The 20225-nt window shown below is 42.2% G+C and carries 32 protein-coding genes; all 32 read left to right on the top strand.

Annotation, left to right across the window (positions count from 1 at the left end; genetic code table 11):
* The first annotated feature begins 28 nt into the window (after positions 1 to 28).
* The 32 genes from rplB to NFI80_RS15265 all read left to right on the top strand — a co-directional run bounded on the left by rplB (position 29) and on the right by NFI80_RS15265 (position 20203).
* Positions 29 to 853 (top strand): 50S ribosomal protein L2, encoded by an 825-nt coding sequence (gene rplB, locus NFI80_RS15420; RefSeq protein ID WP_235165120.1) that lies wholly within the window; start codon positions 29 to 31, stop codon positions 851 to 853.
* 9 nt (positions 854 to 862) lie between these two features.
* Positions 863 to 1141, top strand: a complete 279-nt coding sequence (gene rpsS / locus NFI80_RS15415) for a 30S ribosomal protein S19 (RefSeq protein ID WP_026631233.1) — start codon at positions 863 to 865, stop codon at positions 1139 to 1141.
* Positions 1142 to 1194: 53 nt separating this feature from the next.
* Positions 1195 to 1584 (top strand): 50S ribosomal protein L22, encoded by a 390-nt coding sequence (gene rplV, locus NFI80_RS15410; RefSeq protein WP_082217007.1) that lies wholly within the window; start codon positions 1195 to 1197, stop codon positions 1582 to 1584.
* A gap of 19 nt (positions 1585 to 1603) precedes the next feature.
* Positions 1604 to 2455, top strand: a complete 852-nt coding sequence (gene rpsC, locus NFI80_RS15405) for a 30S ribosomal protein S3 (protein ID WP_035361634.1) — start codon at positions 1604 to 1606, stop codon at positions 2453 to 2455.
* Between the two features lie 44 nt (positions 2456 to 2499).
* Positions 2500 to 2931 (top strand): 50S ribosomal protein L16, encoded by a 432-nt coding sequence (gene rplP / locus NFI80_RS15400; protein ID WP_026631234.1) that lies wholly within the window; start codon positions 2500 to 2502, stop codon positions 2929 to 2931.
* 36 nt (positions 2932 to 2967) lie between these two features.
* Positions 2968 to 3162, top strand: coding sequence for a 50S ribosomal protein L29 (rpmC, locus tag NFI80_RS15395; protein WP_026631235.1), 195 nt, complete (start codon positions 2968 to 2970; stop codon positions 3160 to 3162).
* Positions 3163 to 3177: 15 nt separating this feature from the next.
* On the top strand, positions 3178 to 3441 hold the full coding sequence (gene rpsQ, locus NFI80_RS15390; protein ID WP_026631236.1) for a 30S ribosomal protein S17: 264 nt from the start codon (positions 3178 to 3180) through the stop codon (positions 3439 to 3441).
* Between the two features lie 2 nt (positions 3442 to 3443).
* Positions 3444 to 3812: a 50S ribosomal protein L14 gene (gene rplN / locus NFI80_RS15385; RefSeq protein ID WP_026631237.1), complete on the top strand. Its 369-nt coding sequence runs from the start codon at positions 3444 to 3446 to the stop codon at positions 3810 to 3812.
* A gap of 48 nt (positions 3813 to 3860) precedes the next feature.
* Positions 3861 to 4202 carry a 50S ribosomal protein L24 gene (rplX, locus tag NFI80_RS15380; protein ID WP_026631238.1) on the top strand — a complete coding sequence of 114 codons (342 nt, stop codon included), beginning with the start codon at positions 3861 to 3863 and terminating at the stop codon, positions 4200 to 4202.
* A 73-nt stretch (positions 4203 to 4275) separates the two neighbouring features.
* Positions 4276 to 4836: a 50S ribosomal protein L5 gene (gene rplE, locus NFI80_RS15375; RefSeq protein WP_026631239.1), complete on the top strand. Its 561-nt coding sequence runs from the start codon at positions 4276 to 4278 to the stop codon at positions 4834 to 4836.
* Between the two features lie 26 nt (positions 4837 to 4862).
* Positions 4863 to 5132 carry a 30S ribosomal protein S14 gene (gene rpsN / locus NFI80_RS15370; protein WP_084439692.1) on the top strand — a complete coding sequence of 90 codons (270 nt, stop codon included), beginning with the start codon at positions 4863 to 4865 and terminating at the stop codon, positions 5130 to 5132.
* 76 nt (positions 5133 to 5208) lie between these two features.
* A complete protein-coding gene (gene rpsH, locus NFI80_RS15365) occupies positions 5209 to 5607 on the top strand; it encodes a 30S ribosomal protein S8 (RefSeq protein WP_026350532.1) in 399 nt (132 codons plus the stop codon).
* A gap of 21 nt (positions 5608 to 5628) precedes the next feature.
* Positions 5629 to 6186, top strand: a complete 558-nt coding sequence (gene rplF / locus NFI80_RS15360) for a 50S ribosomal protein L6 (RefSeq protein ID WP_026631240.1) — start codon at positions 5629 to 5631, stop codon at positions 6184 to 6186.
* 44 nt (positions 6187 to 6230) lie between these two features.
* The gene (gene rplR, locus NFI80_RS15355; protein ID WP_233795149.1) at positions 6231 to 6584 is read left to right on the top strand and encodes a 50S ribosomal protein L18; all 354 of its coding nucleotides are present in this window, start codon (positions 6231 to 6233) and stop codon (positions 6582 to 6584) included.
* A 14-nt stretch (positions 6585 to 6598) separates the two neighbouring features.
* Positions 6599 to 7114 (top strand): 30S ribosomal protein S5, encoded by a 516-nt coding sequence (gene rpsE, locus NFI80_RS15350; protein ID WP_026631242.1) that lies wholly within the window; start codon positions 6599 to 6601, stop codon positions 7112 to 7114.
* Between the two features lie 33 nt (positions 7115 to 7147).
* The gene (gene rpmD, locus NFI80_RS15345; protein WP_026631243.1) at positions 7148 to 7327 is read left to right on the top strand and encodes a 50S ribosomal protein L30; all 180 of its coding nucleotides are present in this window, start codon (positions 7148 to 7150) and stop codon (positions 7325 to 7327) included.
* Positions 7328 to 7341: 14 nt separating this feature from the next.
* Positions 7342 to 7788, top strand: a complete 447-nt coding sequence (gene rplO / locus NFI80_RS15340; protein WP_235165119.1) for a 50S ribosomal protein L15 — start codon at positions 7342 to 7344, stop codon at positions 7786 to 7788.
* Between the two features lie 60 nt (positions 7789 to 7848).
* Positions 7849 to 9162, top strand: coding sequence for a preprotein translocase subunit SecY (gene secY / locus NFI80_RS15335; RefSeq protein ID WP_026631245.1), 1314 nt, complete (start codon positions 7849 to 7851; stop codon positions 9160 to 9162).
* A 7-nt stretch (positions 9163 to 9169) separates the two neighbouring features.
* Entirely contained in the window at positions 9170 to 9967 is a 798-nt protein-coding gene (gene map, locus NFI80_RS15330) for a type I methionyl aminopeptidase (RefSeq protein ID WP_235156876.1), read from the top strand.
* A gap of 12 nt (positions 9968 to 9979) precedes the next feature.
* Complete coding sequence (infA, locus tag NFI80_RS15325) at positions 9980 to 10198, top strand: translation initiation factor IF-1 (protein ID WP_026631247.1); 219 nt, start codon at positions 9980 to 9982, stop codon at positions 10196 to 10198.
* Positions 10199 to 10239: 41 nt separating this feature from the next.
* A complete protein-coding gene (ykgO, locus tag NFI80_RS15320; protein ID WP_015813811.1) occupies positions 10240 to 10356 on the top strand; it encodes a type B 50S ribosomal protein L36 in 117 nt (38 codons plus the stop codon).
* 5 nt (positions 10357 to 10361) lie between these two features.
* Positions 10362 to 10739 (top strand): 30S ribosomal protein S13, encoded by a 378-nt coding sequence (gene rpsM / locus NFI80_RS15315; RefSeq protein WP_233795151.1) that lies wholly within the window; start codon positions 10362 to 10364, stop codon positions 10737 to 10739.
* A 41-nt stretch (positions 10740 to 10780) separates the two neighbouring features.
* On the top strand, positions 10781 to 11176 hold the full coding sequence (gene rpsK, locus NFI80_RS15310) for a 30S ribosomal protein S11 (protein ID WP_026631249.1): 396 nt from the start codon (positions 10781 to 10783) through the stop codon (positions 11174 to 11176).
* A gap of 85 nt (positions 11177 to 11261) precedes the next feature.
* Positions 11262 to 11867 carry a 30S ribosomal protein S4 gene (gene rpsD / locus NFI80_RS15305; RefSeq protein ID WP_026631250.1) on the top strand — a complete coding sequence of 202 codons (606 nt, stop codon included), beginning with the start codon at positions 11262 to 11264 and terminating at the stop codon, positions 11865 to 11867.
* A 124-nt stretch (positions 11868 to 11991) separates the two neighbouring features.
* Positions 11992 to 12981, top strand: a complete 990-nt coding sequence (locus tag NFI80_RS15300) for a DNA-directed RNA polymerase subunit alpha (protein ID WP_026631251.1) — start codon at positions 11992 to 11994, stop codon at positions 12979 to 12981.
* A 72-nt stretch (positions 12982 to 13053) separates the two neighbouring features.
* Positions 13054 to 13629 (top strand): 50S ribosomal protein L17, encoded by a 576-nt coding sequence (gene rplQ / locus NFI80_RS15295; protein WP_235165118.1) that lies wholly within the window; start codon positions 13054 to 13056, stop codon positions 13627 to 13629.
* A 151-nt stretch (positions 13630 to 13780) separates the two neighbouring features.
* Entirely contained in the window at positions 13781 to 14884 is a 1104-nt protein-coding gene (gene carA, locus NFI80_RS15290; RefSeq protein ID WP_235165117.1) for a glutamine-hydrolyzing carbamoyl-phosphate synthase small subunit, read from the top strand.
* A 91-nt stretch (positions 14885 to 14975) separates the two neighbouring features.
* Complete coding sequence (eno, locus tag NFI80_RS15285; RefSeq protein WP_026631254.1) at positions 14976 to 16247, top strand: phosphopyruvate hydratase; 1272 nt, start codon at positions 14976 to 14978, stop codon at positions 16245 to 16247.
* Positions 16248 to 16307: 60 nt separating this feature from the next.
* Positions 16308 to 16640, top strand: coding sequence for an FtsB family cell division protein (locus NFI80_RS15280; RefSeq protein ID WP_026631255.1), 333 nt, complete (start codon positions 16308 to 16310; stop codon positions 16638 to 16640).
* A 45-nt stretch (positions 16641 to 16685) separates the two neighbouring features.
* On the top strand, positions 16686 to 18218 hold the full coding sequence (gene gpmI, locus NFI80_RS15275) for a 2,3-bisphosphoglycerate-independent phosphoglycerate mutase (protein WP_235165116.1): 1533 nt from the start codon (positions 16686 to 16688) through the stop codon (positions 18216 to 18218).
* Between the two features lie 172 nt (positions 18219 to 18390).
* Positions 18391 to 18921 (top strand): hypothetical protein, encoded by a 531-nt coding sequence (locus NFI80_RS15270; RefSeq protein WP_235165115.1) that lies wholly within the window; start codon positions 18391 to 18393, stop codon positions 18919 to 18921.
* A gap of 328 nt (positions 18922 to 19249) precedes the next feature.
* A complete protein-coding gene (locus tag NFI80_RS15265) occupies positions 19250 to 20203 on the top strand; it encodes a DUF8428 domain-containing protein (RefSeq protein ID WP_233795156.1) in 954 nt (317 codons plus the stop codon).
* The last annotated feature ends 22 nt before the right edge of the window (positions 20204 to 20225 follow it).

The following is a 20225-nucleotide window of genomic DNA, read 5'->3' as shown; positions in this document are numbered from 1 at the left end:
ATTCAAATCTTTGACGAGTTAATAGCAAATGGCAGTTAAAAAATTAAAACCGACAAGTGCTGGTCAGCGTTTCCGCTCCGCTCCTACATTCGAGGAGATCACAACGGCGAAACCTGAAAAGAGTCTTCTGGAAACCATCAAAAGAACAGGTGGTCGTAATAGCCAGGGACACAGGACCATGCGACATATAGGTGGCGGACATAAAAGAAAGTATCGTGTAATTGATTTCAAAAGAAATCGTTTCGATGCGCCAGCCACAGTAATTTCAATTGAATACGATCCAAACCGTTCAGCGCGTATTGCGTTGGTGCAGTTTGAAGATGAAGAAAAAAGATATGTGATTGCTCCAAACGGACTGAAAGTGGGACAAATAATTGTTTCAGGCAGTTCAGTAGCACCGGAAGTTGGTAATGCGCTTCCATTAGGTTCTATGCCAATTGGTACAATTGTTCACAATATCGAGTTGACTCCTGGTAAAGGTGGTCAGTTTGCACGTAGCGCAGGAGCTTATGCTCAGCTTGTTGCGAGGGAAGGAAAATACGCAGTTTTGAAAATGCCTTCTGGCGAAATGCGTATGATACTTTCAACTTGTATCGCAACAGTTGGAACAGTTTCTAATGCAAGCCACATGAATGTTGCATTAGGAAAAGCAGGTCGTCGTCGCTGGTTAGGTCGCCGTCCACGTGTACGTGGTGTTGCAATGAACCCAGTCGATCACCCAATGGGTGGTGGTGAAGGTCGCTCATCAGGGGGCCAGCCTAGATCAAGAAACGGACAGTTCTCTAAAGGACTTAAGACTCGTGATCGCAACAAGCATTCTGAGAAATTGATTATCAGCCGTCGTAAAAAATAATAGTATAACATGGCACGCTCATTAAAAAAAGGACCATATATCGATTTTCGTCTTGAGAACAAAGTGACTGTGATGAACAGCGCCTCTCGGAAATCAGTAATCAAAACCTGGTCACGACGCTCAATGATATCGCCGGATTTTATCGGGCATACATTCGCAGTGCATAACGGAAACAAGTTCATTCCTGTGTATGTGACTGAAAATATGGTTGGTCACAAACTGGGAGAATTTTCTCCTACACGTAACTTCCGTGGCCACACAGCAAAAAAAGATAAAGGTAGAAAATAATTAGTCGACGATAGCTGGTTCTGTCACAGGAACGAGCCTATATCTGAAAGAACATGGAAGCAAGAGCTATATTAAAAGATGTGCCTACTTCTCCTCGCAAAATGAGGTTAGTAGCCGACATGATTCGCGGACAAAAGGTCAGCAAGGCGTTGGCACTATTAAAGTTTCAACCGAGAGCTTCTTCACCGGTATTGCACAAAGTTTTACTTTCTGCAGTTGCTAACTGGCAACAACTGAATGAAGATGCGAAGCTGGAAGACGCTGATCTTATTGTCAAAACCGTATTTATTGACGGTGGACGTATGTTAAAGCGTTTGCGCCCTGCACCGCAAGGAAGAGCACATAGAATCCGTAAGCGTTCGAACCACATCACAATCGTGATTGACGATGCTTCTGCTTCTATCGCAAGCGCAGACAAAGAATCAGTAATCACCGAATCATAAGTAAAACGATCTATATCGAATGGGACAAAAGGTTAATCCTATAGGTCTGAGACTAGGAATTGTTAGAGGATGGGAGTCAAGTTGGTATGGAGGAAAAGACTTCTCTGATAAGTTAGTTGAGGACGAGAAAATCCGTAATTACATCAAAGCACGTATCCCAAAAGGATCGATCTCTAAAGTAGTTATTGAAAGAACATTGAAACGTATCACATTGACCATCCACACTGCCCGTCCGGGTATTGTAATCGGAAAAGGTGGTAGCGAGGTGGATAAAATCAAAGAAGAGCTTAAAAAGATCACAGGTAAAGACGTTCAGATCAACATTTATGAGATCAAACGTCCTGAGATCGATGCGAAATTGGTCGGCGAGGCAATCGCTCAACAACTTCAGGCTCGTATCTCTTATCGTAGAGCAATGAAGCAATCAATCGCTTCGGCTATGCGGGTTGGAACACAGGGAATTAAAATCCGTCTTGCTGGACGTCTTGGTGGAGCCGAAATGGCCCGTACTGAGGAATACAAAGAGGGACGAATTCCTTTGCATACATTGAGAGCTGACATCGATTACGCAATCTCTGAGGCACAAACGATCTACGGAAAAATCGGTATTAAGGTATGGATCTTCAAAGGAGAGCTTTACGGCAAGAGAGATTTGACTCCAAGCGCGGCAACAGCAGCATCTGACAGAGCAGAAAGAAGTGCATCTGGCGGTAATGATCGTGGCGGCAATGACCGTGGCGGAAGAGATCGCAGAGGCGGTGGCCGTGATGGTGGAGCACCTCGTGGTGAAGGCGGTGGCGGCGGAAGCGAAGCAGATCGTCGCAAACGCAATGCTGGCGGCAACACCAACAATAGAAATAAGAAGAAGTAATCAGACATTTTCCGATTTCGTATCGGGTCAAATAGATTAAAATCATGTTACAGCCGAAAAGGACAAAATTTCGCAAGCAACAAAAAGGCAAGGGCTCATACAATGGTTTGGCTACTCGCGGACATGAAATCGCATTTGGTTCTTTTGCTATCAAAGCGCTTGAACCAGGTTGGTTAACCGCACGTCAAATTGAGGCAGCACGTATTTCAGTAACCCGTGCGATGAAACGCGAAGGGCAGGTTTGGATTCGTGTATTCCCTGACAAGCCGATTACTAAGAAGCCAGCGGAAGTTCGTATGGGTAAAGGTAAAGGAGCTCCTGAATATTGGGTTGCGCCAGTTAAGCCGGGAACGATCATCTTCGAAGCCACTGGTGTTACATTAGATACCGCTAACGAAGCATTGCGTTTGGCTGCACAAAAGTTGCCAATCAAAACCAAGTTCGTGGTACGTCGGGATTATCAAGAAGCGAATTAACCCGAATGTTATTAAGAACGCTAATTATTTAAAGCAATGACTAGTAAAGAAATAAAGGATCTGTCGCAGGATCAACTTAAAGAGCAGATCGCCCAGGAGCGGGAGCGCTTGTTACGGTTGAAGTTCGCACATGCGATTTCACCAATCGAAAACCCTTTGCGTATTCGTACCTCGCGTAAGGAAATTGCAAAACTCTTAACCGAGCTGTCGGCTAAAAGTAACCAACAGTAAATCAGTTTAGAAATTATGGAGGCAACAGAAAGAAATTTGCGTAAAGAAAGAGTTGGCAAAGTAGTGAGCAACAAAATGGAGAAATCCTGCGTGATCACTGTGGAGCGTAAAGTGAAGCATGCCAAGTATGGTAAGTTTATGACTAAAACTACCAAGCTTATGGTGCATGACGAAACCAATCAGGTAGGTATCGGTGATACGATCCGCGTGATGGAAACACGTCCGCTTAGTAAAAGTAAGCGTTGGAGATTAGTAGAAATCCTTGAAAGAGCTAAGTAACAATGGTACAGCAAGAATCAAGACTGTCGGTAGCAGACAACAGTGGAGCGAAGGAAGTACTCGTAATTCGTGTACTTGGCGGAACTGGCAAACGCTATGCCTCAGTAGGCGATAAAATCGTCGTAACAGTAAAATCAGCTCTTTCTTCGAGCAATATGAAAAAAGGAACGGTTTCAAAAGCCGTTGTGGTTCGTACAAAAAAAGAAGTACGCCGTAAGGATGGAACCTACATCAGATTTGAAGATAACGCAGCTGTTTTGTTAAACAACAACGACGAGCCACGTGGTACTCGTATCTTTGGACCGGTTGCACGTGAATTGCGTGAAAAGCAATTCATGAAGATCGTTTCATTGGCACCTGAGGTGTTGTAAGAAATCGAAACTCTAGTATTTCTTTGAACTGATAAGAGAATATCTAAAATGGAAAGCAAAAATAAAAAGGCACCAGCTAAGTTGCACATTCGCACAGGAGATACTGTAAAGGTGATCTCAGGCAATGCAAAAGGCGAGACTGGTGTTATCAAGAAAGTGGATATTGAAAAGCTTAGAGCTGTTGTGGAAGGCGTAAACATGATTACAAAGCATGTTAAGCCTAATGCACAAACTCCACAAGGAAGCATTGAAAAGCGTGAAGGTGCAATTCACATCAGTAACTTGATGGTAGTTGATCCTAAAACTGGCGAAGCAACCAGAACTGGTCGCAAAGCTGATGACAAAGGAAAACTTCAGCGTTTTTCTAAAAAGACAGGAAATATTTTGTAATTCCCTGTTCGTATTGAACTTGGAATAGAATATAAACGGTGGGTCGGTAATCCACAATAATATCTTCAAAAAGATGGCACAGCCGAGATTAAAAGAAAAGTATGTAAGCGAAGTTGTTTCGCAACTGAAAGATAAATTTCAGTACAAGTCAGTGATGCAAGTTCCTCGTTTGACAAAGATTGTTATTAACAAAGGAATTGGAGCAGCAGTAGCAGACAAAAAGCTGGTTGACACTGGTGTTGAGGAATTGAGCCAGATCACTGGTCAAAAAGCAATCGCGACAATTTCCAAAAAAGCGGTTTCGAACTTCAAGTTGCGTGAAAACATGCCGATTGGAGCAAAGGTTACACTTCGCGGCGATCGTATGTATGAGTTTCTTGACCGTTTGACAGCAATTGCAATGCCTCGGGTTAGAGACTTCAAAGGTATCAGTGACAAAGGATTTGACGGACGCGGAAATTATACATTCGGTGTTAAAGAGCAAATCATTTTCCCTGAGATTAGTATAGAAAAGGTAAATAAAATTACCGGTATGGATATCACATTTGTCACTTCTACCAATTCTGACGAAGAAAGTTATGAGTTGTTGAAGGCATTGGGTATGCCATTTACAAATGCGAACAAACAAGGATAATTCTTAATATAAGATATTTACCGACAATGGCAAAAGAATCAGTTAAAGCACGGGAGAGAAAAAGAGAAGCCTTAGTAGCTAGGTTTGCTGAAAAGCGGACGAAATTGAAAGCTGCTGGTGATTGGGTTGGTTTAGATAAATTACCACGTAACTCTTCTCCTGTACGTTTGCATAACAGGTGCAAAATCACGGGAAGGCCTCGGGGTTATATGCGGAAATTCGGAATTTCCAGAGTTTGTTTCCGGGATATGGCTTCTGACGGCAAGATTCCGGGTGTTACAAAATCAAGTTGGTAAGAATACTTTCAATTCTGATTTCAATTACTTAACTTTGCACTCCCGTTTCAAAGGGGTGTTTAAACTAGGCATAAAAATGTTAACGGATCCCATAGCAGATTATCTGACGAGACTCAGAAACGCTATCAAAGCGAAGCACAGGGTTGTTGAGATACCTGCATCCAACATTAAAAAAGAAATAACTAAGGTACTTTTTGATAAAGGGTATATTCAGAGTTATAAATTTGACGAAGTAGGCCCTCAGGGTGTAATCAAAATAGCTTTGAAATACAATCCTGTGACAAAGCAATCTGCAATTGTGAAATTGGAGAGGGTTAGTAAGCCTGGACTTCGTAAATATTCAGGTTCATCAACATTACCACGCGTATTGGGTGGTTTAGGAACTGTCATCATTTCAACATCTAAGGGTGTAATGACTGACAAGGAGGCTAAAACGCTTAATGTTGGCGGGGAAGTGTTATGTTTCGTGTATTAATATTTAAAAGTTATTCAGGAAATGTCACGTATAGGAAATAAAATTATCGTTTTGCCGGCAGGTGTTTCTGTATCAGTTGCAGAAGGTAATGTAGTATCAGTAAAAGGACCAAAGGGTACACTGCATCAGACAGTTGATAGCGACATCAGCGTTGAGATTGAAGGTAGTGAACTTAAAGTAAGTCGTCCAACTGAGCAGAAGCGTCACAAAGCACTGCATGGTTTGTACAGATCTTTGATCAACAACATGGTGATCGGAGTAGATGCCGGATATAAGAAAGAGTTAGAGATTATTGGTGTGGGTTACAAGGCAAGTGCAGCAAACAATGTGCTGGAATTGCAATTGGGTTATTCTCACAATATTTTTATGGCTATTCCGGAAGAGATCAAGCTTACAACAACTTCCGAAAAGGGACAAAATCCCAAGGTTATTTTAGAAGGAATTGACAAGGAACTGATAGGATCGGTTGCAGCGAAAATCAAATCATTGCGTAAGGTTGAACCTTACAAAGGAAAAGGTATTCGTTTTGTCGGTGAGGTTGTTCGTCGTAAGGCTGGAAAATCTGCTTCTAAAAAGTAGTAAGTCACGGAATTAGTTTATAAACAAGTAAGACAAGTTTGAAAATGGCTACCGCAAAAGCAGATAGAAGACAACGCCTTAAATATCACATTCGTAAGAAAGTGAAAGGTAGTTCTGAGCGTCCGAGATTATCAGTCTTCCGCTCTAACACCAGCATTTATGCGCAAATTATAGATGATATAAATGGTGTAACGCTTGCGAGCGCTTCATCAGTAGATCTGGGTGGAAGAAAAGAAAACGCTAACGTTGACACTGCTCTCCAGGTTGGTAAGAAGATTGCTGAAAAGGCACAAGAAGCAGGTGTCCAGACTGTTGTTTTCGACAGAAACGGATACTTGTATCATGGTAAAGTAAAAGCATTGGCCGAAGGAGCTCGTGAGGGTGGCCTGAAATTCTAAGTATAACAAAGACTATGTCTACAAATACAAAACCTTCAAAGGTTAACGAATCGGACTTGAAAGAGCGCGTAGTTGCGATCAATCGGGTAGCAAAAGTAGTAAAGGGTGGTCGTCGTTTTAGCTTTTCGGCTATCGTCGTTGTGGGTGATGGAAACGGTGTTGTAGGATACGGACTTGGCAAAGCAAACGAAGTTACGGATGCAATCGCCAAGGGCATTGATGACGCTAAGAAGAATCTAATTCAAGTTCCAATGCTTAAACATACTGTTCCTCACCAGATGGAAGGTAAATTCAGCGGAGGTTTTGTATTGATCAAGCCAGCTGCACCTGGAACAGGAGTTCTTGCTGGTGGACCGATGCGTGCGGTACTTGAAAGTGCCGGGATCAAAGATGTACTTGCTAAGTCTAAAGGATCTTCAAATCCTCACAACGTAATTAAGGCAACAATCGATGCTTTATTGAAAATGAGAGCTCCTCATCAGGTTGCTTTTCAACGCGGTGTTAAATTGGACAAAGTATTCAACGGATAGTCCTCCGGATTATTCCCTTATCTCTGAGTGATCATGTCAAAAGTACGTATTACACAAGTAAAAAGCACAATCGATCGTCCCGAAAGACAAAAGCTTACCATTAAGGCCTTAGGTCTTGGTAAGTTGAACAGAACGGTTGAGAAGGAAAATAGCGACGCCATAGCGGGTATGATCCGTAAGGTAAGCCATCTAATTAAAGTAGAGGAAATCTAACATATATTTCAAGTATGAATCTTAGTTCATTAAAACCAGCTGCTGGATCTGTAAAAACAGGAAAGCGTGTTGGACGTGGTCAGGGATCTGGAAAAGGTGGAACAGCTGCACGTGGACATAAAGGAGCACAATCACGTTCTGGATATAGCCGTAAGGTAGGTTTTGAAGGAGGGCAAATGCCTCTTCAAAGACGTCTGCCTAAATTCGGGTTCAACAACATTAACAGAGTTGAATTCAAAGCGCTTAATCTGGACGCAATTCAGGCTCTTGCAGAAAAAACGAATGCTTCTGTAATCACTTTGGATCTTATTCGTGAAAACGGTTTGTGTGCAAAGAAAGACCTTGTGAAGATTTTGAATAGAGGCGAAATTTTAGCGGCTGTCGAAGTTCAGGCAAATGGTTTTTCTGCGGCTGCAATTGAGTCGATTGAAAAGGCAGGAGGCAAAGCGGTTAAACTATAATTTTGCTGTTTGCATTAAGCACAAGTTGTTTATAACAAATAGCTATTGTAAGCCCACGACATGAAACGATTTTTAGAGACTATAAAACACATATTTGCAATTGAAGAGTTGAGAACGCGAATTCTCAACACTCTTTTGTTTATAACGATTTTCCGTTTGGGGTCTTACGTGGCTTTGCCCGGCGTTGAACCGGATCAAATGAATGTTTCCACTCAGGGACTTTTAGGCCTTCTGGATACCTTTTTAGGAGGTGCGTTCAGTAAGGCCTCGATTTTTGCATTGGGTATTATGCCCTATATCTCGGCTTCTATTGCAATTCAGCTTTTGACAATGGCTTTGCCATATTTTCAAAAGATGCAAAAGGAGGGAGAATCTGGTCGTAAAAAGCTGAACCAGATTACCAGAGTGCTAACAATTGTGGTTACATTGGTTCAGGGGACTGCTTATTTGAATACTACTGTTCCTGATGAGGCATTATTGGTTTCACGAAGCCTTTTCTCTATTTCATCTGTATTCGTTTTGACTGCGGGGACAATGTTCTGCATGTGGCTGGGCGAGAGAATTACGGATAAAGGGATCGGTAATGGTATATCTATGCTGATTATGATCGGGATTGTTTCAAGATTTCCAGGCGCGATATACAAAGAGTTTGTATCTCGTGGTAGTGGTGGAATTTTGATCACTGTACTTGAAATTGTTGCGCTTTATTTTGTGATCATGGGTGCCGTAATGCTTACCCAGGCGGTTCGCAGAATACCTATTCAGTATGCAAAGCAAGTCGTTGGTAGCCGTGTAATGGGTGGACAACGTCAGTATTTGCCTTTGAAATTGAATGCAGCTGGTGTAATGCCGATTATTTTTGCACAAGCGTTGATGTTTATTCCTTCATTAGGAGCGTCCTACTTTGCTGAGAAGAGTGATTTTGCTAGTAATGTTGCTACAATTTTTGCAAACTATACGACCTGGCAATACAACTTGCTGTTTGCGTTTTTGATCATTGTATTTACATTCTTCTATACCGCGATATCGGTAAATCCGCAGCAGATTGCTGATGATATGAAGAGGGGTGGTGGATTTATTCCCGGGGTAAAACCTGGTCAGCAGACATCCGAATACATTAGTTCGATACTCGATAGGATTACATTTCCAGGCTCTTTGATGCTTGCTCTTGTTGCGATATTGCCGGCATTTGCGAGTTTGTTAGGAGTTTCGACTGACTTTGCTCACTTCTTTGGAGGAACATCCTTGCTTATTATGGTTGGCGTTGTTTTGGATACGCTTCAACAAATTGAAAGTTATCTTTTGATGCGCAGATACGAAGGATTGATGAAATCTGGTCGTGTAACTGGCAGAACTGAGAGCGTCGCCATCTGATATTGCAATGATTTATTTAAAAACGGAGGAGGAGATTGAGTTAATTAAACAGAGTGCGCAGGTTTTAGGTAAAGCGCATGCTGAGGTTGCATTATGGGTTAAGCCGGGTGTAACAACAAATAAACTCGATGGGGTAGCAGAGGAATATATAAGAGATAATGGTGGCATCCCTTCTTTTAAGGGATTTAATAAGTTTCCAGCGTCACTTTGCATATCGGTTAATGAAGTCGTTGTTCACGGCATACCTGGAAATTATGCATTGAAAGAAGGAGATATCGTTTCGATTGATTGCGGAGTTAAATTAAATGGATTTCATAGTGATAGCGCTTATACTTATCCTGTGGGTGAGGTAAGGCCGGAAGTTATGAAATTGTTGACTGCTACAAAAAAGTCGTTATACAAGGGCATTGAGCAAGCGGTTGACGGACTTAGGATAGGTGATGTAGGTTTTGCAGTGCAAAACTATGTTGAAGAAAGAGGATACACGGTTGTCCGGGAATTAGTAGGGCACGGTGTGGGAAGAGATCTTCACGAAAGTCCGGAAGTGCCTAACTATGGAAAACGAGGCAAAGGTATCAGATTGAAAGAAGGAATGGTTCTTGCGATTGAGCCTATGATTAATTTAGGCGTAAAGACGGTAATGCAAGAGCGGGATGGATGGACAATCAGAACAAGTGACAGAAAATATTCAGCTCATTTTGAGCATACGGTTGTTGTCCGTAAAGGCAAAGCCGAAATTCTGACAACATTCGATTATATAGAAAAAGTGACGGCCAACACCAGCCTTATGGTTGAAGTAATGTAATTAACGCTACGAATGGCAAAACAAGCATCAATCGAACAAGACGGAGTAATTTTAGAAGCGCTTTCCAATGCAATGTTTCGTGTAATTTTAGAGAATAAGCATGAAGTTATTGCACACATTTCAGGAAAGATGAGAATGCACTATATAAAGATATTACCGGGCGACCGTGTTAAGTTGGAAATGTCTCCTTACGACTTATCAAAGGCAAGAATTACTTACCGGTACAAATAAGGAGAAGATCACCTCATTATTAACAACAAGTAACATTCGAGATGAAAGTCAAAGCATCAGTAAAGAAACGCAGTGAGGACTGCAAGGTTATACGCCGAAAGGGTAAAGTGTATGTTATTAACAAGAAGAACCCACGGTATAAACAAAGACAAGGTTAATCATTATGGCACGTATTTCAGGAGTTGATATTCCCGACCGTAAAAGGGGCGAAATCTCACTAACTTATATCTTCGGAATTGGACGCAGTTCAGCGAAAAAAATTCTGGAAAAAGCAGGAGTTGACATCAATAAAAAGGTGATTGACTGGAATGATGATGAGTCAGGTGCAGTTCGCGCGGTTATAGCAGGTGAATATAAAGTAGAAGGTGCACTTAAGTCAGAAGTTCAACTGAGCATTAAGCGCTTAATGGATATCGCTTGTTACAGAGGTCTTCGTCACCGTAAAGGTTTACCATTGCGCGGACAAAGGACAAAGAACAACTCTCGTACTCGTAAGGGTAAACGCAAAACAATCGCGAACAAGAAAAAGGCTACTAAATAATCAGTGAGCAGTGGGTAAAACCACATTTCTATCCATAAGCAATGGCACAAAATAAAAGAAAAGATAAAGCTAAAAAGAGAGTTGTAGTTGTAGAGTCGGTGGGTCAGGTACACATCAAGGCTTCTTTCAACAACATTATCATCTCTATCACAAATAACAACGGCCAGGTAATTTCCTGGGGATCTGCCGGTAAGATGGGCTTCCGTGGTTCTAAAAAGAACACTCCGTATGCTGCGCAAACAGCTGCTCAAAGCTGTGCTCAGGTTGCTTTCGACCTGGGAATGCGTAAAGCTGAGGTGTTTGTTAAAGGACCGGGATCAGGCCGCGAGTCTGCAATCCGTACCATCCAGAATGCTGGAATAGAGGTAACCACGATCAGAGATATTACTCCGCTTCCACACAATGGTTGCCGTCCTCCAAAACGTCGGAGAGTATAGTATTCAATTAGAATGCCCATTCGTAATTTGGACACTGGGGTTACAGAATGGTTTTTAATCAATTAAGTAAAACAACAAGTTTTTAATGGCACGTTATACAGGTCCCAAATCTAAGATTGCAAGACGTTACGGAGAACCCATTATGGGCCCGAGCAAAGCGCTTGCTAAGAAAAATTACCCTCCAGGAGTTCATGGAAAGGGTCGCCGCTCTAAGAAATCAGAGTATGCTTTGCAATTGATGGAAAAGCAGAAGGTGAAATTCATCTACGGTATTCTTGAAAGACAATTCCGTAACCTATTTGAAAAAGCTTCGGTTAAAGAAGGTATCACTGGTGAAAACCTGTTGAAATACTGCGAAGCTCGTCTTGATAACACAGTTTACCGCTTGGGCATCGCTCCAACCAGACGTGCTGCACGCCAGCTGGTTTCCCACAAACATATCCTTGTTGATGGTGAAATTGTAAACATCCCTTCTTATTCTCTTCGTCCTGGACAAATCGTTACAGTTCGTGAGAAATCCAAGTCTCTTGAATCAGTTTCAGAAAGCCTTGCTGGTCACAGCTCAAAAGGATTCAACTGGTTGGAGTGGGATGGTCAGCAATTGACAGGTAAGTTTGTAACCTTCCCGGAACGCGAGCAAATCCCGGAAAACATCAACGAGCAGCTTATCGTTGAATTGTATTCTAAATAATCTTCATATTACAGCACGCCTAGTTTACCAGGCGTGCTTTTAGCCGGTAACGGCAATTTTGCGATCGCAAAGGTAACGGTAGCGTGATCAACTATCATTTACTACTATAAAAGGAGCAAGGACTATGTCAATATTAGCTTTCCAAATGCCTGATAAGGTCGTCATGGAAAAAGCAGACGACTTTCACGGGTTGTTTGAGTTTAAGCCTTTAGAGAAAGGGTACGGCGTAACCATTGGTAATGCATTACGTAGAATACTTCTTTCATCTTTGGAGGGTTATGCCATTACGAGCGTGAAGTTCCCTGGTGTTCTTCATGAATTTTCTTCTATCGAAGGTATAGTTGAGGATGTAACAGAAATCATCCTGAACCTTAAAATGGTTCGTTTTAAAAAAGTTTCTGATCTGAACGAAAGTAGAATCGTTGTAAACCTTAAAAATGTATCTGTCATAACTGCGGGTGACATTGGCAAGTTTACCAACGCATTTGAAGTTTTAAACCCGGATCAGGTTATTTGCCATATTGATGACCAGAAGGAGTTCGAAATGGAACTGCTTTTGGACAAAGGAAGAGGATACGTTCCTGCTGATGAGCCACGTGCAAACGAGTTGCCGTTCGGATACATCGCAGTGGATTCTATTTATACGCCAATTAAAAACGTTAAATACAGTGTTGAAAATACACGTGTAGAACAACGTACAGATTACGAGCGTCTTTTAATCGATATCCAGACAGATGGTTCTATCCACCCTGAGGATGCATTGAAAGGTGCTGCAAACATTTTGATTCAACATTTCATGCTATTCTCGGATCAAACAATGACGTTTGAGAAGCAGAAAGCAGAAGAAGATAATCAGGTGGATGAAGAAATGTTGCGTATGAGAAAACTGCTTAAGACTTCATTGTCTGAGCTGGACCTTTCTGTACGTGCTTACAACTGTTTGAAATCAGCTGACGTAAAATCACTGGGTGATCTGGTTAGACTGGAAATTTCAGACATGATGAAATTCCGCAATTTTGGTAAAAAATCTCTTACTGAGTTGGAACAGCTTGTAGCTGACAAACAACTCACATTTGGAATGGATGTTGCCAAATACCGTTTGGACGAAGATTGATAAATAATTCCATAATAAGTCTGTATTCTGTAGCGCGCTAGCCGCCGCTCGAAGCAACTAAACAACAAAACAATGAGACACGGTAAGAAAGATAATCATTTGGGAAGAACAGCATCTCACCGCAAGGCGATGCTTTCAAACATGGCTTCCTCATTGATTATCCACAAGAGAATTGAAACAACATTAGCGAAAGCAAAAGAACTTCGTAAATACGTTGAGCCTTTGCTAACCCGCGCTAAAGAAGATTCTACCCACAACAGAAGGGTTGTTTTCTCTTATCTGAATGATAAGGAATCAACAAAAGAACTTTTCGGTGTTGTTTCTGACAAAATTGCATCTCGCCCAGGTGGTTACACAAGGATCATTAAGCTTGGAAACAGACTTGGTGATGCTGCCGAAACGGCACTGATTGAACTTGTAGATTTCAACGACGCATTGCTTCTTGCTAATGCTGACAAACCTGCAAAAACAAGACGTAGCAGAAGAGGTGGAGCGAAGAAAGAAGGCTCAGAAGTAGTAGCAGCTGCTCCTGTTAAAAAAGAAGATCATCCTGTGGTTGCAGAAGCAGAACCCGTAAATGACGAGCCTGCTGCTGACGAAACAGCTGAAAACAATGATTCACCAGCACCTACTACTGAAAAGGAATAGTTTTGGATAGTCATTAAGAATATATGGAAAAGGGTTGAACGTTTCGTTTAACCCTTTTTTATGGGTAAAATTTTATAATTTTGCACCGCAGTTTAAAAATACCCGGGCAATCGCTCAACAACATTTGACAAACAATAGATTTAGCAAGAAAATGGGTCAAAAAAAGGAAGCTCTGTTATTACTTGAAGACGGGACAGCTTATAGAGGACTTGCTTTGGGAATAAGCGGGACCACCGGCGGGGAAATTTGTTTTAATACAGGTATGACAGGATATCAGGAAATTTATACCGATCCTTCCTACTATGGTCAAATCATTGTTAACACCAACTCGCACATCGGCAACTACGGGGTTCAGCTGGAAGACGAGGAAGAATCGGCTTCGGTAAAGATCCGCGGGATGGTTTGTAACACATTCTCCCCGATCTATTCCAGAGACACTGCTGATTTCTCATTGCAGGAGTATTTTGAACGTGCCAACATCGTGGGCGTAAGTAATGTCGACACACGGCACATTGTGCGCCACGTGAGACAAAGAGGCGTAATGAATGCGATTATTTCCTCCGAAATCCTGGATGAAAAGGAATTGATGGCCGAATTGAAAAAAATTCCTTCAATGGATGGCCTCGAATTGTCATCCGAAGTAACGACAGAAAGCGCTTACTACGTAGGAGAAGAAACCGGCAGCCAGTTCCGGATTGCGGTTATGGATTACGGAATCAAGAAAAGCATTCTGCAAAACCTGACCTCACGCGGATGTTACTGCAAAGTTTTCCCTGCAAAAACGCCTTTTGAGGAAGTAATGGCTTGGCAGCCCGACGGATTCTTCATATCCAACGGCCCTGGCGACCCGGCTGCAATGCTTTACGCAGTAGAAAGTGTGAACCAGATGATCAAAACCAGCAAGCCACTTTTCGGAATTTGTCTGGGACATCAGCTGCTTGCATTGTCAAGCGGGATTAACACATATAAAATGCACCACGGCCACCGCGGGTTGAACCACCCGGTGAAAAACCTGATTACAGGATTATGCGAAATCACTTCGCAAAATCATGGTTTTGCGGTGAATCCGGATGAGATTGAAAACCATCCTGATATTGAAATCACGCACGTGAATTTGAATGATAAAACAATTGAAGGAATTCGTAGAAAGGATTATCCTGCGTTCTCAGTTCAATATCACCCTGAGGCATCGCCAGGTCCGCATGATTCGCGCTATCTGTTTGATGAATTTATCAAATTGTTAAGAGCGAGCTGAAAATATCGAAATCCTCTGTAATGCAGAGGATTTTTTGTGTTATTTTGTACCGTTAAAAAATTCTATTTTAAATCAAAACCACAAGCTGCAAATGAGTACGATTCAATCAGTACATGCAAGACAAATTCTGGATTCAAGAGGAAACCCAACAATAGAAGTAGATATTCGTACTGAAAATGGCTATTTAGGACGTGCTGCTGTTCCGTCTGGAGCTTCTACCGGAAAGCATGAGGCCGTTGAACTTCGTGATGACGATAAAAGCGTTTACGTAGGAAAAGGAGTTTTGAAAGCCGTTGAGAATGTCAACGATATTATTTTCCCTGAGTTGATCGGTTGTTCAGTATTTGAGCAAAATCTGATTGATAAAATCATGCTGGAATTGGACGGAACGCCTAACAAAGCGAAATTGGGCGCGAACGCAATTCTGGGTGTTTCTCTGGCTGCTGCCAAGGCTGCTGCACAAGAAGCAAATCTTCCATTATATCGTTACGTGGGCGGAACGAATGCAAACACATTGCCGGTTCCGATGATGAACATTCTGAATGGTGGAAGCCACGCGGATAACTCTATCGATTTCCAGGAATTCATGATCATGCCTGCGAAAGCAGATACATTCTCGCAATCATTGAGAATGGGCGTTGAGGTTTTCCATACGCTTAAAACAGTTTTGAAAAGCAAAGGATATTCTACCAACGTGGGTGACGAAGGTGGATTTGCTCCAAACATTAAATCAAATGAAGAAGCGATCGAAATCGTAATTCAGGCGATCGAGAAAGCAGGTTACAAGCCAGGTGAAGACATCTTCATCGCAATGGATGCTGCCGTTTCTGAATTCTACGAAGATGGACTGTACCACTTCAAGAAATCAGATGGTCGGAAACTAAGCTCGGATGAAATGGCTGACTACTGGACACAGTGGGTTGCTAAATATCCGATCATTTCAATCGAAGATGGAATGGACGAAGACGACTGGGCTGGCTGGGCAACGCTTACACAATCGGTTGGCAAGAAAATCCAGTTGGTAGGTGACGATTTGTTCGTGACAAACGTAACCCGTCTGCAACAAGGAATCGAATCACAAATTGCAAATGCAGTGCTTGTGAAGGTAAACCAGATCGGTTCATTGACTGAGACGATTGACACGGTTAACCTTGCAAAACGCAACAGCTATAAGAGCATTATGTCCCACCGCTCAGGTGAAACGGAAGATTCAACAATTGCTGACCTTGCAGTTGCATTGAACACAGGACAGATCAAAACGGGATCTGCTTCCCGCTCTGACCGTATGGCGAAATACAACCAGCTGCTTCGCATTGAAGAGGAGCTTGGTGAAAACGCTTACTTCCCAGGATTGAAATTCTGATATCATTAATCAAAACCGGAGCTTAATGCTCCGGTTTTTGTATATACACTCGCTTTCGTTATGAAAAAAGGATCATTCTGGTCGCTCCAGACGCTCAAAAACTTTTATATAGCCACATTTCTGGCGTGGTTCGTCTGGATCCTTTTCCTTGACAATAACAATATGCGGATCGTGATCTCCAACCGGATGAAAATGAAGGAACTGGAACACGAAAAGGGTATTTTGTTGGGAAAGATCAAAGAAGTTAAGAAGGAGCGGAATGAGGTTTTTGGTAATCCCAAAATGCTTGAAAAATGGGCGCGTGAAAATTTCATGATGCGCAAGCCCAACGAGGAAGTATATGTAATCGTTGACGAGAAAAATCAGCCGGTCGAAGGCAAAAAAAGCGAGTAAGCCCGCCATTGGCCATTGCGTGTTAATATTTTAATTTCTAAGACATTGAGCAAAAAAGTAATTCTTATAATCATGGACGGCTGGGGAATTGCCCAACCTGGCGAAGAGAGCCGTTCCGCTGTTTTAGCTGCCAACACTCCTTTTTACGACAGCATTATGCAGAAATATCCGCACAGCAAACTTGCTGCAAGCGGACTGGCTGTGGGGCTTCCCGACGGACAGATGGGAAATTCAGAAGTAGGACATACCAATCTTGGAGCAGGACGTGTCGTTTATCAGGATCTGGTAAAGATCAACCTGGCTGTTACCGAAGGAACATTAGGTCAGGAACCTGTCCTTACCAATGCTTTGGATTTTGCCAAAGCAAATAACAAAAAAGTGCATTTCATCGGTTTGGTTTCCGATGGAGGCGTTCACTCACACATCGATCATTTAAAAGGACTTGTCAAAATCGCTGCCGACAGGGGTTTGACAAACGTCTTTGTGCATGCATTTACAGACGGCCGTGACTGTGATCCGAAGAGTGGCTTAGGCTTTTTAACAGAGCTTCAACAAACATTGGATCAGACAACTGGCCGCATTGCAAGCGTAACCGGTCGTTATTATGCAATGGACCGCGACAAGCGTTGGGAGCGTGTGAAGCTTGCCTATGACGCAATGGTGCATGGCGAAGGTGCGCATGTAGCATCCGGTGATGTATTAAAAGCAATCAAAGATTCCTACGAGACAGGCGTTACTGACGAATTTATCATGCCTATCGTTGCAATAAATCCGGACGGGACGCCAATTGGTGTTATCGAAGATGGAGATGTTGTATTATGTTTCAATTTCCGGACCGACCGCGGACGCGAAATCACAGAAGTGCTGACGCAACAGGATTTTCATGAGCAGAATATGCACAAGCTAAACCTGAGATACATCACAATGACCAATTATGATGATACGTACACAGGCGTCGATGTGATTTTTGATAAAGATAATCTCAACAATACATTAGGCGAAGTGCTTGAAGCAGCGGGGAAAAAGCAGATCCGCATTGCTGAAACGGAAAAATATCCGCACGTAACATTCTTTTTCTCTGGCGGACGCGAAAAGCCGTTTGAGGGTGAAAGCCGCTTACTTTGCCAGTCTCCAAAAGTTGCGACTTATGACCTACAACCTGAAATGTCGGCGTTCGGCATCAGGGACTCGATAGTGCCTGAGTTGGAAAAAGGAGAGGTGGATTTTGTTTGCCTTAACTTTGCAAACCCGGATATGGTCGGACATACGGGTGTGTTTGAAGCAGCGGTTAAGGCATGTGAAACCGTTGATCAATGTGTGCAGGCTGTTGTTACCACTGGTTTAAACCATGGTTACTCATCAATCATCATTGCCGATCACGGAAATTCGGACTATATGCTGAATGACGACGGCTCTCCCAATACTGCCCACTCATTGAACCTGGTGCCTTGCGTATTGGTCGATAATAATTATCAGAATCCGATAAAAGACGGCAAGCTGGCCGACATTGCACCTACAATTCTTGACTTAATGGGAATTCCAAAGCCGGCTGAGATGACAGGGGTTAGTATCCTCTAAACTAAACCAGCTATAATGATGTTGTTTACCGGAGAGTCCATTGGGCTCTCTGTTTTTTTAGATCTTCTGCGTGATAAAGTCCACATTACCAATGCGTTTTATATCAATACACTCTTCTGGCCGCCCGGTGTTTCTTAAAAGCAGCTTCCTCTATATCTTGATATGCCTGACAATGTTAAGCGCTTGCAGGGAATCTGTCACGGATCCGAACGAAAAGAAGGCATATTATGACCTTAAAGGCTTTGTAGAAAACCAAATCGTTTATCTGAATGAGACGAAGCCGAAGGTGGCAAAGACTGTTCAACTGGACGGGAAAAAAGAACTGCGCGTTGGAATCGAGACGAACTGGAAAAAGGAGCTGGAACTGTTCGCGCAAGCCGACATTAATAAGCCAGCATATAATAAAAGCTATTCGGTGACCCGAAGTGATTCGTCTGTTTACGAATATAAAATCAGGGAAGGAGAGAACTTACCAGTGCGTTATCTGATGATCAAAGTGGACAGCGCGACGCAGCAACCTGTATTGGTAAAAGCACTGCTGCGTTCTGAAAACCGAATATATAGTTCAGAAAAGCTTATTGAACTGACATCTAGCAGACGGAATAATCTCCTTGAAGTTTCCGGTTACTCGGTTAAAGGCTATCAAAAGCTTTTGTTCATGGACCGCAAGTCTTTTGATATTACAGCAAAAATAGGATTATAGCGGGTTTTAAAATGATGTTTGTTTGTACTGTAACTCCATACTTTGGGTAAACATTACCCAATTTTCTAATTAACCGGCCCCCATACAGCCGTTCAGCCCTAATTTTCTAAATTCAAAATCATAATTTAAAAAGAGGCTCAGTATCTTACTGAGCCTCTTTTTTGGTATTATTTATATACAAATTGAATGTTATAATCGCCTGCAATAGGTCCGAATCGGCAATTCGGCACAGAATTAGAGATTTTAAGATCAAATCCATGTAGACCCTAGGTGAATTTTTAACCTGTCAACATGTAAACTAAATCACATTAATAAATTTTCTAAATCGATGGAACAAGAACAAAAGAATAAGCAAAGTATCGCCTGGGCAATGGTTGTTGTCCTTGGGCTTGCGACGGCCATGTTTGGCTACTTGTTTACGACTCAAAAAAATGAGTTGACTCAGCAGGAAACAATGGTTGTTGAAAAAGCCAGAGAATTGGCTGTGACCAAAACTAAATTAGATTCTATTTCGACAGTATTGGATGCGAAAATCGCTGAAATTGAAAAATTGGGTGGTGACGTATCAGAATTGACTAAGGTTAAAGAAAAACTGGAAGCAGATAAATTAGCTTTCAGCAGAAGCAAGAGAGTTGAGACCAACAAGTATCTTGGCAAAATCAAGGAATACGAGAAATTCCTGGTAGAAAAAGACGAGGTGATCGCTCAATTGAAGCTTGAAAACGAGAAATTGGTTGCATCGAATGACTCTTTAAGCACACACGTTGGAAGTTTGACCAGCGAGCGTGAGAAATTGGTACAACGTCAGGCTGAACTTACTGATTCAGTAGTAACTTTTACAGCTGCTAACAAAGAGCTTAGCGACAAAGTAACAAAGGCTGCTGCATTGAAAGCTGCAAATCTGAAAATCCTTACTGTTAATTCAAGAGGTAAGGTGAAAGATAAAGAAGAATATAAAGCAAGCCGTGTTGACAAAATCAAAATGGTATTTACGCTTCCTGAAAATGAGTTGACAGCACAAGAATCGAAAGACATCTACGTGCGTGTGCTTGACCCTGAAGGAGCGGTTGTAGCTGATGACGCAACTGGATCAGGAGAGTTTGAAGTTGATGGAGCTCCATCTAAGTTTACAACTCGTGAGTCTATTGCTTACCAAAACAATAACCAGAAAGTTGAATTGTTGTATGACAACAGCTCACAATTCCGTCCAGGGAAATACAATGTTGAATTGTATGCAGAAGGTTATAAAATTGGTGGTGGAAACTTCACTATCAAGAAATAAGAATTAGAATTCACACCATGCA

The organism is Dyadobacter chenhuakuii (assembly GCF_023821985.2).
Taxonomy (GTDB): domain Bacteria; phylum Bacteroidota; class Bacteroidia; order Cytophagales; family Spirosomataceae; genus Dyadobacter; species Dyadobacter chenhuakuii.
Note: the sequence above shows the minus strand (reverse complement) of the source record. Positions and strands in the feature narration are given on the sequence as shown.